Annotated in this window: 14 protein-coding genes, 2 tRNA genes and 1 pseudogene; 8 read left to right on the plus strand and 9 right to left on the minus strand. The window is 59.7% G+C overall.

Features of this window, described 5'->3' with window-relative positions; genetic code table 11:
• Positions 1-69: 69 nt before the first annotated feature.
• A complete protein-coding gene (locus BM225_RS02175; RefSeq protein WP_072706331.1) occupies positions 70-474 on the plus strand; it encodes an RrF2 family transcriptional regulator in 405 nt (134 codons plus the stop codon).
• Between the two features lie 423 nt (positions 475-897).
• On the opposite strand, the gene BM225_RS02180 is transcribed toward BM225_RS02175, so the two are convergent.
• The 3 genes from BM225_RS02180 to BM225_RS02190 are packed head-to-tail and all read right to left on the minus strand — an operon-like array spanning position 898 to position 2,528.
• Positions 898-1,527, minus strand: coding sequence for a transmembrane anchor protein (locus BM225_RS02180; RefSeq protein WP_072706332.1), 630 nt, complete (start codon positions 1,525-1,527; stop codon positions 898-900).
• A 23-nt stretch (positions 1,528-1,550) separates the two neighbouring features.
• Positions 1,551-2,243 carry a HupE/UreJ family protein gene (locus BM225_RS02185; protein WP_092463739.1) on the minus strand — a complete coding sequence of 231 codons (693 nt, stop codon included), beginning with the start codon at positions 2,241-2,243 and terminating at the stop codon, positions 1,551-1,553.
• A gap of 42 nt (positions 2,244-2,285) precedes the next feature.
• Positions 2,286-2,528 carry a hypothetical protein gene (locus BM225_RS02190; RefSeq protein WP_092463742.1) on the minus strand — a complete coding sequence of 81 codons (243 nt, stop codon included), beginning with the start codon at positions 2,526-2,528 and terminating at the stop codon, positions 2,286-2,288.
• A gap of 165 nt (positions 2,529-2,693) precedes the next feature.
• Here BM225_RS02190 and BM225_RS02195 point away from each other — a divergent pair, with 165 nt between their 5' ends.
• Together BM225_RS02195 and BM225_RS02200 are read left to right on the plus strand one after the other, a co-directional pair.
• Positions 2,694-2,945, plus strand: coding sequence for a metal-sensing transcriptional repressor (locus tag BM225_RS02195; RefSeq protein ID WP_072706334.1), 252 nt, complete (start codon positions 2,694-2,696; stop codon positions 2,943-2,945).
• A 7-nt stretch (positions 2,946-2,952) separates the two neighbouring features.
• Positions 2,953-3,135: pseudogene (locus tag BM225_RS02200) on the plus strand (MFS transporter); the annotation flags it as partial.
• A 337-nt stretch (positions 3,136-3,472) separates the two neighbouring features.
• On the opposite strand, the gene BM225_RS02205 reads toward BM225_RS02200, so the two are convergent.
• Together BM225_RS02205 and BM225_RS02210 are read right to left on the minus strand one after the other, a co-directional pair.
• Positions 3,473-3,547 (minus strand) — tRNA-Asn (locus tag BM225_RS02205).
• Between the two features lie 72 nt (positions 3,548-3,619).
• Positions 3,620-4,522 (minus strand): MBL fold metallo-hydrolase, encoded by a 903-nt coding sequence (locus BM225_RS02210; RefSeq protein WP_072706335.1) that lies wholly within the window; start codon positions 4,520-4,522, stop codon positions 3,620-3,622.
• A gap of 93 nt (positions 4,523-4,615) precedes the next feature.
• Between BM225_RS02210 and BM225_RS02215 the strand changes: the two genes are divergently transcribed.
• The gene (locus tag BM225_RS02215; RefSeq protein ID WP_245780395.1) at positions 4,616-5,908 is read left to right on the plus strand and encodes an ATP-binding protein; all 1,293 of its coding nucleotides are present in this window, start codon (positions 4,616-4,618) and stop codon (positions 5,906-5,908) included.
• Here BM225_RS02215 and BM225_RS02220 read toward each other — a convergent pair.
• From BM225_RS02220 to fabI, 3 genes are read right to left on the minus strand one after another with little or no spacing between them, the layout of a single operon-like run.
• Complete coding sequence (locus BM225_RS02220) at positions 5,905-7,053, minus strand: acetate/propionate family kinase (RefSeq protein ID WP_072706337.1); 1,149 nt, start codon at positions 7,051-7,053, stop codon at positions 5,905-5,907. The two genes, BM225_RS02215 and BM225_RS02220, sit on opposite strands and share 4 nt — an antisense overlap.
• Positions 7,050-8,429, minus strand: a complete 1,380-nt coding sequence (locus BM225_RS02225) for a bifunctional enoyl-CoA hydratase/phosphate acetyltransferase (protein ID WP_072706338.1) — start codon at positions 8,427-8,429, stop codon at positions 7,050-7,052. Before BM225_RS02225 ends, BM225_RS02220 begins: the two co-directional genes overlap by 4 nt.
• Positions 8,430-8,453: 24 nt before the next feature.
• Positions 8,454-9,218, minus strand: a complete 765-nt coding sequence (gene fabI, locus BM225_RS02230; protein ID WP_072706339.1) for an enoyl-ACP reductase FabI — start codon at positions 9,216-9,218, stop codon at positions 8,454-8,456.
• Between the two features lie 555 nt (positions 9,219-9,773).
• Here fabI and BM225_RS21945 point away from each other — a divergent pair.
• A complete protein-coding gene (locus tag BM225_RS21945; protein ID WP_218157038.1) occupies positions 9,774-10,112 on the plus strand; it encodes an LbetaH domain-containing protein in 339 nt (112 codons plus the stop codon).
• 61 nt (positions 10,113-10,173) lie between these two features.
• On the opposite strand, the gene BM225_RS02240 is transcribed toward BM225_RS21945, so the two are convergent.
• Positions 10,174-10,249, minus strand: a tRNA-Ile gene (locus tag BM225_RS02240).
• Between the two features lie 179 nt (positions 10,250-10,428).
• Here BM225_RS02240 and purM point away from each other — a divergent pair.
• From purM to rnd, 3 genes are all read left to right on the plus strand, one after another.
• On the plus strand, positions 10,429-11,478 hold the full coding sequence (purM, locus tag BM225_RS02245; protein WP_072706340.1) for a phosphoribosylformylglycinamidine cyclo-ligase: 1,050 nt from the start codon (positions 10,429-10,431) through the stop codon (positions 11,476-11,478).
• Entirely contained in the window at positions 11,475-12,044 is a 570-nt protein-coding gene (purN, locus tag BM225_RS02250; protein ID WP_072706341.1) for a phosphoribosylglycinamide formyltransferase, read from the plus strand. Before purM ends, purN begins: the two co-directional genes overlap by 4 nt.
• A 77-nt stretch (positions 12,045-12,121) precedes the next feature.
• Positions 12,122-13,279 (plus strand): ribonuclease D, encoded by a 1,158-nt coding sequence (gene rnd, locus BM225_RS02255; protein WP_072706342.1) that lies wholly within the window; start codon positions 12,122-12,124, stop codon positions 13,277-13,279.
• Positions 13,280-13,311 lie beyond the last annotated feature (32 nt).

Consider the following 13,311-nt stretch of genomic DNA (forward strand, 5'->3'; position numbering starts at 1 on the left):
AATAGACCCTTCGTGACGCATCGTCTTCGACTTTCGCGCGGATATTGTTCGATCAAAAGGCATCCCACAATGCGCCGATCTTCGCCAGCCTGCGCCCTGGCCGAGTATCACGAGATTAAACCCAGCTATTATTCGAAGGCGATGCAAAAGCTTGTGGTCGCCGAACTGGTGCGCTCATTCGAGGGGCGGGCAGGTGGGTTGGCTCTTCCGAAACCGGCGGAGGACATCACGGTTCTGCAGATCGTCCTGACGCTCGAAGAGGATCAGCGCTTTTTTCGCTGCACCGAGTTGCGTCAGAAGGGGCCCTGCGCGGCCCCAGCCAGTCAATACCAAAAGCCCTGCAATATCGCGCGACTAATGCACCAGGCAGATGCCGAATGGCGGCGCGTGCTGGCGAAGACGACGCTCTCGGATCTCAGGCAGTCCGTGTTGGACAACACTGTGCCCAGTGTCACGGAGGCGACCGAAGCCTGACTTGCGCAAACCGGCGCATTGCGATGGGAGTAGGGGTCGATTGGCGCCGGATGCAGCGCGACATCATCGAAACGGTCGTTCATGCGTCATGCTGCACGGTCCGCTATCGTGGGCCGCTAACGCAATGCTTTGGCGTTCGACACCTACTTGATGAGTGAGACCATGAGATCGCGGTCGACTTTCGGGATGAGGCGTGCAGTGGCGACCGACAATATATGTCAGCAAGCCGGTCTCTGGCAGCGACGGCGTTCGAGCATGGTATCAAGAAAACCGGCGGCGACAAGAGATAGTTCGGCTTGAACGTGCCGCGGCCCTTGTGTGTGTGCGGTGGTCGGCATGATCAGGAGCGGCAGGTCACTCTTTTCAGCAGCGGGTGCGTCCTTCCGAACGAAACCGGGGCCCGTTTGGGCCCCGGAGTTGGTCTCAGGTCTCGTCCTTCAATTCCTGGTATTCGCCGCGGAGTTGCAGGGTCACTGTCACGTCCGCATTGTCCCGATTGCGCCAGAACCAGCCATGGTCGCCGTCGAACTGCGCGACCAGTGGACCTTCGGAGCCGGTGGAGCCGCGCGCTTTCTCGTAGGTCGCATTCGCGCCGTTGCCATGGCCATGCATGTCGAAGTTTACCCGACCGCCTGTCACCGTCATGCGGTAGAACACCGTCTGGCCTTCGGTCATCGAAAGCTTCCATTCGGCGTGCTCGCCGGGCTCGAGGGTAAAGCTGATCTCGTCGCGCCACTCCTCGGCTACGGCGTCCTGCGCGGCGGCAGAGCCCACGAAGAGCCCGAAGATGTCGTCGAGCAGAGAGGACTGTTCTTCGATACCGGCGTCCATCTGTCGGTGGGCCTCGGCTTCTGCGGCAAGTTGCAGCTTGATCTCACCCATCTCGGCCAGGCCCAGCATGCCACCCACGCCGGTCGGGTCGATGTTGTATTCGGCCGGCAGCACTACGGTCACGAGGATCGCGATGGCGGAGGCGGCCGCGATGGCCGTGGATTTCAGAAGCTGCGCGCTGGAGGGCAGCTCTTCGAGTGAGGGTCGTTCGGAATTGAACATGTTGTGTCTCCTATGTCTGAGAGTCAGGCGACGAAGTAGCCGGTCATCTGGTAGCCCGTGAGGATGAAGCCCATGGACATCATCACCACATTGAAACTGTAAGCCTGGGTCATGAAGCGCTCCGAGCGGCGCCAGTAGCCCATGGCGATCAGGATCACGGCGAGCGCCAGGATCTGGCCGATTTCGACCCCGACATTGAAGGCCAGAAGGTTGGGAAGCAGCCCATCAGAGGCGATTTCGTATTGCAGGATATTCGTTGCGAGACCCGTGCCATGGAAGAAGCCGAAGATCAGCGTGGCAATCTTGGTGTTCGGCTGGACACCGAACCAGCGCTGGTAGGCGCCGAGGTTGTCGAGCGCCTTGTAGACCACCGACAGACCGATGATCGCATCGACGATGTAGCTGTTGATGCCCCAGCCAAACCAGACGCCGAGCAGCATGGTCGACGAGTGACCGAAAGCGAAGAGACTGACGTAGATCGCCACGTCCTTCATTTTGTAGAGGAAGAAGACCACGCCCAGCAGAAACAGGATGTGGTCGTAGCCGGTCACCATGTGCTTGGCGCCGAGGTATAGGAAGGGGATGAGATGCACCCCCCAAATTTCTTGGATGTAGCCTGCGTCACCTTCCGTAACGTTGTGGGCAGCAGCCTGCGTGGCAAGGGCCAGCAGAAGGATGGGCAGCGCGACGCGCCTGCCCGCGAGACGGGATGTCATATGATACTCCGATTGTGTCCGTGAAACTCCGATCCTGCAGGATCAGGCTCTTGGCGGACGCAATTGGCGATAGACCGGCGGGGGCCGATACCCGGTGTCAGGCGCATGCCAAAGCACGTCGACTTTGAGCGCCATGACATCGAAGCGATGCTCCGGTAGAACGGCCACGGAATGGTCGTGGTCCATCTTCTCATGGCTGTGGCCATGCAATGCCCAGGCGATGTCTTCCTCCAACCCGTGCGAGTGCCCGTGTTCGGCAACCATCTCGGCATGATCGATCAGCACCTAGATCAGGCGGGGCACGTGCGGCGTGGGTAGGGCGGTGGCAAGGCTCAACGTCAGCGCGCACAGAAGCGCGGTCAGGCGCCCTGTCCAAGCTGTCCGTCCTGCCGTCATGCGTTATCCCTCGTGCCGCCTGCAGTATCCCCGGGGGAAGGTTAGACAAAAAGTTTGACAGAACATCATCGCCACGCAAGTCACCCCAATGTCGTATCCCGGCTGAAACGCGCTGAGGGGCATCTGCGTTCGGTCATCGCGATGATCGAGGAGGGTCGCCCCTGCCTACATGTGGCGCAACAGATGCAAGCGGTCGAAAGTGCCATTCGCAATGCCAAGCAGGCGCTGATCCACGATCACATGGCCCACTGCCTTAATGGCGATCACGACCGAGAAGAGCTGAAGACGATCTCTCGCTACCTGTGAGGACCGGATATTCGACATCCTGCGCGACCGCGCCTACCGACATCTTTTGTTGGCGCAGGTCGTTGCGCTTCTGGGAACGGGCCTAGCGACCGTGCCACTTGGCCTGCTGGCCTACGATCTCGCCGGGAACGGTGCCGCGATGGTGCTGGGCACCGTCTTCACGATCAAGATGGTGGCCTGTGTCGGCATTTGCGGCTTAGACAAGGTCACTCATCTTGATGAGGCGACGCGCCAGTGTCTTCGCGTTGAAGGGGAGATTTGTTCGAAGTGAAAAAAACAGGAGCATTCTTCTCAATGCGGTCCGGATATTTTCGGGGCCACCATCGAGGCAGATCGGCGTGGCCTGACGCAGGGAAACGGGCAACCGACGGCGCGAAGAGTATCCGCTTCGACGTATCGCGAGGTAGGGTGGGAAGCGCCGATTTCGGGCCCTGTCCTGAGCCTACTGTGAAGACGGTGTGCACATCGTCATCGAAACTCAATTGCCAGTATATAAAAACAGGCTTTATCAGGACTTTAGAAGAATATGGCTCCGGCGGTAGGGATCGAACCTACGACCAATTGATTAACAGTCAACTGCTCTACCGCTGAGCTACGCCGGAACACTGTAGGGCGCTGTCTAAGAAGTTGAGCGCGGAACGTCCATAGGAAAAACGCGGTCACGCCGAACTTTTTCACTTTGCTTCGAATTCGGCTGTCTCGGTCAAGTGGCCGATGTGTCTGGCCTTGGCTTGGTCGCAAAGTGCAATCAGGTGGGCGAGGACGTTGCGGGTCGCGGCTGGGATCAGCGCGGGCGCTATGTCGGTGTAGATACGTTTGGCCAGATCCTCGGCAGTGCCGCTCTGGGTGGCAAGGGCTGCGATGATCTGCGCTTCACGAGTCTTGCGGTGGGCATACAATTCGGACACGCGGGCGGCAGGATCTGCGACAGGGGCACCGTGACCGGGGTAGAAAACGCGCGCGGAGGTGCCCTTCAGCTTGTCGAGCGACGACATGAACGCTGTGAGGTCGCCATCCGGCGGCGAGATCATCGAGGTCGCCCAATCCATAACGTGGTCACCACTGAAGACACGGTCGCCTTGGGCGAAACACAGGTGATTGCTTAGGTGCCCCGGGGTCCAGATCGCTTGGATGGTCATCCCCCCAAGCGTGATTTCTTGGCCATCCGAAAGTGTTTCATCAGGCGTAAAGGCGTGGTCGATTCCTTCGCCGCCGCCAAGGCCACCGGTCTGACGCAACTGCGACATCGCTTGGCTTTCGCCCGCCAGAGCTGTGCCATAGGCATAAACGGGCGCGCCGGTGTCCGTACTCAGGCGCGCCGCCAAGGGCGTGTGATCGAGATGGGCGTGGGTGCACAGGATCGCAACGATCTGTTCGCTCGGGCCAAGGGCCCGTAGGATCGCGTCGCGGTGCGTGCTGAGGTCGGGGCCGGGATCAATAACGCAGATCCCGCCTCGGCCCAGCAGATAGGTGTTGGTCCCGTGGAATGTCATGGGCGAAGGGTTCGGCGCCAAAATGCAGCGTACATCCTGCTCTAGAGACACGCAGTCGCCGGCGGGGGGCGGGGTATAGGCCATCGTTCACTTTCGCAAAGCACTGTCTTTTCCGCGATTGCAACCGCGGCAGAAGCGATTAGCAATAGGGATATGTTTCTCTGGCTGAAAAAATATATGCCGCGCAGCCTTTATGGTCGGGCCGCATTGATCCTCATCCTGCCTGTTTTGACGGTGCAGCTCGTGGTGTCCGTAACATTTATCCAGCGGCACTTCGAGGATGTCACCCGTCAGCTGAGCCAAGGCTTGGCGCTCCAGGTGAACTACATTACCGACCAGATCACCGCACCCGACCGGCTGGACGCGATCGATCAGGGGCGCCCACTTGCACGGCAATTTCAGCTTCAATTCAGTGTGTTACCCGAGGATGTGACAGGCCCGCTGCCCGAGCGGCGGCGGTTTTACGATTTTTCTGGCAGTATCGTTCAGGACGTTCTCTACCAGATGGTGCCGACAGTTCTGGCAGTGGATTTGCCCGACGACAAACGTGTCTCGCTTTATCTGGCGATGCCGGCTGGGATTGGCGTCTATAATTTTGACCGCACGAAGGTCAGCGCCTCGAACCCGCACCAACTGCTGGTTTGGACCGTGGTGGCGGGAGCCTTTATGACGCTGATCGCCTATTCGTTTTTGCGCAACCAGTTGCGCCCGATCAAGCGTATGGCTGTGGCTGCAGATGCCTTTGGTAAGGGACGGCACGTGCCGTACAAACCTACGGGAGCGGTCGAAGTTCGGGCGGCGGGCAATGCTTTTCTTGAGATGCGCGCGAGGATCGAGCGGCAGATTGAGCAGCGCACGCTGATGCTGTCGGGGGTGAGTCACGATTTGCGGACACCTTTGACGCGGCTGAAGCTCGGCCTGTCGATGATCGAAGACGAGAGCCGCGACGAGTTGGTAGGCGATGTCAACGAGATGCAGCATCTGCTGGACGAGTTCCTGAGCTTTGCCAAGGGCGAGGGCGAGGGCGAGCCGGAGCTTCTGAACCCTGCCGATCTGGCGGCGGATATCGTGTCTGGTTTTGAGCGCTCTGGCCATAACGTGACCCTCTTGCCTGTCGAGGGCGAGGGGATGGCACGCCTGCGTCCTGTCGCCGTGCGCCGCGCAGTTGAGAACCTGATTGGGAACGCGGTGCGCTACGGCACTGAGGCGCACCTATCCTGCCGTATTGGCGAAAAATCCGTGCGTTTTCGGGTCGAAGATAACGGGCCGGGCATCGCGCCAGAGATGCGCGGCGAGGCGATCAAACCTTTTTCTCGGCTCGATCCCGCGCGCAACCAGAACAAGGGCAGCGGCGTGGGTCTTGGGTTGGCGATTGTGACTGACATTGCACGGGCGCACGGGGGCAGCTTGCGGCTGGACCAGAGCCCAGAATTGGGCGGGCTCATGGCCGATCTGGTGCTGCCCCGTTAGAGAGCGGCGCGCACGGCGCGGGCGATCACGATCTCTTCGTCCGTTGGGATCACGCGGACCGTGGCGCGGCCCGTGGAGATCACGCTTAGGTGCATGGCGTTCGCGGCTGGGTCAAGTTGAATACCAAGCCACTCCATGCCCTTGCACACCTCGGCGCGGATGCGCGTGGAATGCTCTCCGATCCCGCCGCAGAAAACCAGCGTGTCGAGCCCGCCGAGGATCGCCGCCATTGCCCCCAGTTCCCGCCGAATGCGGAAGGTGTAGTAGGCGATAGCTTGTTCGGATTCGGGGGTGCCTGCCTCTTGGAGTGTGCGCATGTCGTTGCTGAGGCCCGAGAGGCCAAGCAGCCCGCTCTCTTTGTAGAGAAGGTTTGTAATCTGGGTGGAATCCATGCCTTCGTGGTCCATCAGATAGAGCAGCACACCGGGGTCCAATTGCCCCGACCGTGTTCCCATGGGCAGACCGTCGAGCGCTGAGAACCCCATGGTCGATCCGATGGATTTCCCGTCTAGAATGGCACACATGGACGCGCCATTGCCCAGATGCGCGACCACGGTCCGGCCGTGGGCGGCATGGTGGTCAATCTCGGCCAGACGGCCGGTTACGAAATCATAGCTCAGGCCGTGAAACCCATAACGCCGCACGCCTTGGTCATAGTACTTGCGGGGCAGGGCAAAGGTGTCATTTACCCATGGGTGATGGCGGTGAAATGCTGTGTCAAAGCAGCCGATCTGCAGTGCATCTGGAAAAGCAGACATCGCTGCGCGCACGCCCGCCAGATTGTGGGGCTGATGCAGCGGTGCCAGCGGTTCGAACTCTGCCAGCCGTGTCATCACCTCTGGCGTCAGTTGTTGCGGAGCGTCAAAATCTGGTCCGCCATGGACGATCCGATGCCCGACCGCGATGATCTTGCTTCGCTTCAGGTGGGTTCCGATTTCATCAAGGATACGGTTCAAGGCGCCGGCGTGATCCACTGGGCCCACGTCGGTACGGGTCTGCTGGTTGCCGTGGTTGAATTCGATACGGCCTTCGTCTGATCCAATCCGCTCGATCTGACCGTGGGCAAGGGCGGCGCCATCCCCTGCCGGGTAGACCGAGAATTTGATCGAACTGGAACCCGCATTCAGAGTTAACAGGACGCTCATACGGGCACCTTCCGCGCATAAAGAGCCGCCACCGCGCAAGAGGCAAGGCGTGCTTTGTCATCGTCGGATCGCGAGGTCAGGATGATCGGACAGCGGGCCCCAAGAACGATCCCGCCTGCCTCGGCCCCAGCAAGGAAAGTCAACTCCTTGGCCAGCATGTTGCCCGATTCAAGGTTCGGCGCGACGAGGATTTCGGCATGCCCTGCGACCGCGGACTTGATGCCCTTGATCCGTGCGGCAGTGATGTCGACTGCGTTGTCCATGGCCAGCGGGCCGTCCACAACCCCGCCGCGGATCTGACCGCGATCCGCCATCTTCGACAGAATGGCCGCGTCGAGCGTCGAGGGGATCTTGGGGTTCACGGTCTCGACGGCAGAAAGGACGCCAACCTTGGGGGCCTCGATTCCCAGCGCAATGGCCAGATCAATCGCGTTCTGGATGATGTCGACCTTGGTCTCCAGGTCTGGGGCGATGTTGATCGCGGCGTCTGTCACGAACAGCAGATGATCCAGACTGGGGACATCCATCACGAACACATGGCTCAGTCGGCGCCCCATACGCAGACCTGTGCCGGATTTCAGCACCGCCGACAACAGAACATCTGTGTGCAGATGGCCCTTCATCAGAGCATTCGCTTGGCCCTCGTGCACCAGTTTGACAGCCATCGCAGCGGCCTCGGTGTGGGAGGGTTGGTCGATGATCTGATACCCACTTAGGTCCGCGCCAATCTCTGCGGCGGCAGCCTCGATCTTGGCTTGGCTACCGACCAGGATCGGGCGGATCAGCGTGTGTTCGGCCCCGAGTATGGCCCCACCAAGGCTGTTCGCCTCTTCTGGTGCAACCACGGCGGTTGGGATCGGGGGCAGGGGTTCGGCCTGTTGCAGCAGGCGGTCGAAATGGACATGGCTCTGGACCCGCAGACCGGGAATGTCATGCAGGTCATAGCTTCGCAGTTCGGTTGGCGCTATGACGACCGCTTCGCCCGTCAGGATCGTCGCGCCGCCCTTGATCGCGACCGAGGTGTCAAAGCGCACGCGGTTGCCGTCCATCTTTTCCGTGAGCGTGACCGTGGCCACTAGAATGTCGCCCGCATGGGCGCGGCCGGTCCAGTTCAGGGTTTGGCTCTCGTACATCGTGCCGGGCCCTGGCAGGCGATTGCCCAGTACCGAAGAGATCAGTGCGCCGACCCAAGCCGACGGCGCCACCGCTTCGGGGCGGCCATCACCGTCGCCGTCCTCTTTGGGCAAATGCATGGGGTTCAGGTTGCCCGAGCTATGGGCAAAGACGTAGAAATCGTCCGCCACGCAGAGATGCTCTGCCTCTGCCTGCATGCCGATGGTCAGCGCGTCAAAGGGCGTATTTTTCAGAACGGTCATAAATTTGCCTTTCGGGCGCTATGCTTAGCTGAGGATGGAGTAGCCGCCGTCAATCATATGAACACCGCCGGTCATGTTCTTGGCCCCGTCGCTGGCCAGAAACGCGGCGCAGGCGCCGACGTCTTCGATCGTGGCCAGATGATGGGTCGGCGCGCGGTCTGCCGCATCATTCAAGAGCTGGTCAAAGTGGTCGATCCCGCTGGCAGCACGGGTGGCCAAAGGGCCGGGGGACAAGGCGTGCACGCGGATGCCTTTGGGGCCTAGTTCTGCGGCGGTGTAACGCGTCACCGACTCGAGTGCAGATTTCACCGGCCCCATGATGTTGTAGTGGTCCACCACCTTTTCCGCTCCGTAATAGCTGACGGTCATGTAGGTGCCACCATCCGGCATCAGCGGCTCGGCCGCTTTGATCAGGCGCAAGAAGGAATGCACCGAGACATCCATCGCCTGCAAAAAGCCATCTCGCGAACAGTCGGTGACGCGGCCATGCAAATCCTCGGCGGGGCAAAAGGCGATGGAATGCACCATGATGTCAACGCCGCCGCAGGTGTCGCTGATGGCGGCAAACAGTGCGTCCTGCTGGTCAGCGTTCGTCACATCCAGCGGCATAAACAACTTGGCCCCCAGCGCCTCGGCCAGCGGCTCAACATAGGGGCGTGCCTTAGCGTTCAGATAGGTCAGCACAAGCTCGGCGCCCGCGTCCTTGAGCGCTTTGGCGATCCCATAGGCGATGGAGTGTTCGTTGGCGATCCCGACCACAAGGGCCGTCTTTCCCTGTAATGAAAACATGTGTGCCCCTCTGTTTTCCTTGTTGGATCAGAGATTAACGGGCGTTTGTAAATGTTGGGACACAAACAGGCGTCGGTCCGCCAAACTTTTTGCCTGTGCTGCGGAGATAGGCGGCGCGTCGATCTTTCACGCGGCTTTTGTGCAAGGAAAGGCTATACTTGCGCTGCGGTACTGTAGAACCGGCCAGTCGGCGAAGGCCGCATTTGCTTAAGCGAATTTATTTTGTACTGGTTTGCTCAAAATCTATTTCTAGGAGCTGGACAGGACATGGACCGGAATCTAACCCACGAGTTGGTGTCATATCAGGTCGACAACCTGTTCTTCATTAATGAAACAGAGAAAGAGTTGCTCGACCTGTAGTACCCAGACACAGAGCAAAGGGTGCGTACCTGCTTCGCTGCAAGCACCAACAAGTATTATCATCACAACGGTGAAGTCCGGTTTTCACCGTATCATTCCGGCCAGTGGTGCATCTTTCTCTATTTTCTTGCCAACAGCATTTTTCGCAAGGAGAGGCGAGAAGCGGCACGAACGCTGTGCGACAAGCTGTACTTCTTGAACAAAGCGATTAACGGCCTCGACCTCTACTATGAAGTCGAGATGCCAGATATCTTCTTGCTGGATCACCCCGTTGGCACAGTTATGGGGCGGGCCAAATACTCCAACCATTTCAGCTTTGGGCAGAATTGTACGGTTGGGAACAACAAGGGAATTTTCCCCGAAATCGGTGAACGCGTGAACATGATGTCGGGATCAAAGATCTTGGGCAAAAGTCGGATCGGGAACAATGTCATCATCGCGGCCAATGCCTATATCAAAGATCAAGATGTGCCATCGCATACGATTGTATTCGGTGCGTCGCCCTACCTGACGTTCAAGGCAAACACGCTTTGAGAGATGGACTGTGCTCGATCTTGCAGTGTCCCAAGGACACGCGTTCCGTAGACAGGTTCACTGGTAGGCCCGGCAGGATTTGAACCCGCAACCAAAGCGTTATGAGCGCTCTGCTCTAACCGTTGAGCTACAGGCCCCCAGTGCGCAAACTCCTATTCATCGCGGCCAATGACGTCAAGTGGCAGGTGAACTGGAAAACAGGATCGCATCCGGCAGTGGTTTTCGCGGGATTTCAGCGCGGTTCCGGCATCTGTGCCATTGCCCTTGGCGCGGCATTTGGGTATCGCCACGCTAACGCGAAACAAGGGGACTCCTCATGACCGATGGCAAGAATGGGCTGAGCTACGCCGACGCTGGTGTGGACATCGACGCAGGCAACGAGCTGGTGAACCGTATCAAACCGGCAGCGGCCCGCACCAAGCGCAGCGGTGTCATGGCAGGTCTGGGCGGCTTTGGCGCTCTGTTCGACCTGAAAGCCGCGGGCTACGAGGATCCTATTCTGGTGTCGGCCACCGACGGTGTGGGCACCAAGCTGCGGATTGCCATCGATACCGGTTACTTTGAAACCATCGGCGTCGATCTGGTTGCAATGTGTGTGAACGATCTGGTCTGCCAGGGCGCAGAGCCGCTGCTGTTCCTCGACTACTTTGCCACCGGCAAGCTGGAGCTGGACGACGCGGTCACCATCATCAACGGCATCGCAGCAGGCTGCGAACAGTCCGGTTGTGCCCTGATCGGCGGCGAAACCGCCGAAATGCCCGGCATGTACAGCGATGGCGACTTCGATCTGGCGGGCTTTGCCGTCGGCGCGATGGAGCGTGGCGAGGATCTGCCCGCTGGCGTCACCGAAGGCGACGTTCTGCTGGGTCTGGCCTCGAACGGCGTACACTCGAACGGATATTCTCTGGTTCGCCGCGTTGTGGATGTGGCTGGCCTGAAGTGGGATGACGCAGCCCCCTTTGCGACAGGTGAAACCGTGGGCCAAGCTCTGCTGGCGCCGACCCGTCTTTACGTCAAGCAGTGCCTTGCTGCGGTCAAAGCGGGCGGCGTTCACGCACTGGCGCACATCACCGGTGGCGGCCTGACCGAAAACCTGCCCCGCGTTCTGCCCGAGGGCTTGGGCGCAGAGATCGACCTGAACGCATGGGAACTTCCCGCTGTGTTCGAGTGGCTGGCGGACACCGCAAGCATCGCGGAAAAAGAAATGCTCAAGACCTTCAACTGCGGCGTTGGCATGATCTTGTCGGTTTCGGCAGATGAGGCGGACGCACTGAAAGCGCTGCTCGAAGAGCAGGGCGAAACGGTCTACACCCTCGGCACTGTGGTGGCGGGCGAAGGCGTCAGCTACAAGGGCGCTCTGCTTTGATCCGGACGGCCATCCTGATTTCAGGCGGCGGATCGAATATGGTCCGCCTGGCCGAGTCCATGACCGGCGACCACCCCGCACGCCCTGTGCTGGTGATGTCGAACCGCCCCGATGCTGGCGGCCTGTTCAAAGCGCGCGATATGGGGATCGAGACCGCGGTTGTCGATCACAAAGAATTCGAGGATCGCGCGGCCTTTGAAACCAAACTGCACGAGGCGCTGCTGGCGGCGAACCCCGACGTGATTTGTCTGGCGGGATTCATGCGCGTGCTAACCGCAGAATTCGTCCAGAAGTGGCAGGGCCGGATGCTGAACATCCACCCCTCGCTGCTGCCCAAGTACAAGGGGCTGCACACCCACAAGCGCGCGATCGAAGCGGGCGACACTCAGGCTGGCGTTACTGTCCACATGGTGACCCCTGCGCTAGATGATGGTCCGATTTTGGGTCAGGCGCGTGTGCCGATCCACGCAGGCGACACGCCCGACGATCTGGCAGCGCGTGTTCTGACGGCAGAACATTCGCTTTATCCTGCTGTTTTCCGGCGCTTTGCCGAGCAACTGAAATAATTACGCGCACCGTCTTGGCAAGCCGCGGTCCGCGGCTTTAGCCTGCACCGCGACCCAAGAACAAGAAGATTGCGTTTATGAAAACCATCACCACCACCCAAGAGCTGGAAGCGTTTTGCCAAGCGGCGGCAAAAACGCCCTACGTGACAGTTGATACCGAGTTCCTGCGCGAGCGCACCTATTACTCGAAGCTCTGTCTGATCCAGCTGGCCTACCGCGGTGATGGTGAGAACGACGCGGTACTGGTGGACCCGCTGGTTGATGGCTTGGACCTGTCGCCGCTCTATACCCTGTTCGAGGACGCGGGCGTGGTCAAAGTCTTCCACGCGGCCCGTCAGGATCTGGAAATCTTCTACGTGGATCGTCAGATTATTCCCCATCCTCTGTTCGACACGCAGGTCGCCGCCATGGTCTGCGGTTTCGGCGAACAAGTGGGTTATGAGACGCTGGTCCGCAAAATCCCTAAGAAGTCTCTGGACAAAACCTCGCGCTTCACTGATTGGTCGCGCCGCCCGCTGACCGACGCACAAAAGACCTATGCGCTGGCAGACGTGACCCATCTGCGCGATATCTATGAATATCTGAACGAACGCCTCCAGCGCTCGGGCCGGTCGAAATGGGTGTCCGAGGAACTGAGCACGCTGACAACGCCGGAAACTTACATCACCGACCCTGATGATGCGTGGATGCGGATCAAGACGCGCACCAACTCGGGCAAGTTTCTGGCGATCGTGCGCGAATTGGCCCGCTTCCGCGAGGCTTATGCCCAGAAAAACGACATTCCCCGCAGCCGGATCATGAAGGACGACGCGATCCTCGAGCTGGCCTCGACTAAGCCCAGCGATCATAAGGATCTGGGCCGGTCACGACTTCTGTTGCGCGAAGCCCGCAAAGGGGAAATCGCGGATGGTATTCTAACCGCCGTCAAAGCCGGCGTGAATTGCCCGCCCGAGGACATGCCCAAGGTCGCGGACAGCAACGACAAGCTCAAGGTTAATCCGGCGCTTGCCGATCTCCTTCGTGTACTGCTCAAGGCCAAGACTGCCGAGTCCGACGTGGCGCAGAAGCTGATCGCCTCGGCCAATGAACTGGACGCGATTGCCGCAGGTCAACGCGATGTGGCGGCGTTGCGCGGTTGGCGCAAAGAGGTGTTCGGCAATGACGCCCTGCGTCTGTGCGATGGCGAGATTGCCCTGACGGCCAAGGGCGAGAAGGTTCGTATTATCGAACTGTGACCCTTTGGTAGGACACCACGAAAAAAGGGGCC

Origin of the sequence: Donghicola eburneus (assembly GCF_900115865.1) — a bacterium.
Lineage (GTDB): Bacteria > Pseudomonadota > Alphaproteobacteria > Rhodobacterales > Rhodobacteraceae > Donghicola > Donghicola eburneus.

Excerpts from the sequence above, each read along its gene's own strand:
- BM225_RS02175 (WP_072706331.1), top strand. The coding sequence starts at position 70 with ATGCGCCGATCTTCGCCAGCCTGCGCCCTGGCCGAGTATCACGAGATT.
- BM225_RS02180 (WP_072706332.1), bottom strand. The coding sequence starts at position 1,527 with ATGTTCAATTCCGAACGACCCTCACTCGAAGAGCTGCCCTCCAGCGCG.
- BM225_RS02185 (WP_092463739.1), bottom strand. The coding sequence starts at position 2,243 with ATGACATCCCGTCTCGCGGGCAGGCGCGTCGCGCTGCCCATCCTTCTG.
- BM225_RS02210 (WP_072706335.1), bottom strand. The coding sequence starts at position 4,522 with ATGGCCTATACCCCGCCCCCCGCCGGCGACTGCGTGTCTCTAGAGCAG.
- BM225_RS02215 (WP_245780395.1), top strand. The coding sequence starts at position 4,616 with ATGCCGCGCAGCCTTTATGGTCGGGCCGCATTGATCCTCATCCTGCCT.
- BM225_RS02220 (WP_072706337.1), bottom strand. The coding sequence starts at position 7,053 with ATGAGCGTCCTGTTAACTCTGAATGCGGGTTCCAGTTCGATCAAATTC.
- BM225_RS02225 (WP_072706338.1), bottom strand. The coding sequence starts at position 8,429 with ATGACCGTTCTGAAAAATACGCCCTTTGACGCGCTGACCATCGGCATG.
- fabI (WP_072706339.1), bottom strand. The coding sequence starts at position 9,218 with ATGTTTTCATTACAGGGAAAGACGGCCCTTGTGGTCGGGATCGCCAAC.
- purM (WP_072706340.1), top strand. The coding sequence starts at position 10,429 with ATGACCGATGGCAAGAATGGGCTGAGCTACGCCGACGCTGGTGTGGAC.
- rnd (WP_072706342.1), top strand. The coding sequence starts at position 12,122 with ATGAAAACCATCACCACCACCCAAGAGCTGGAAGCGTTTTGCCAAGCG.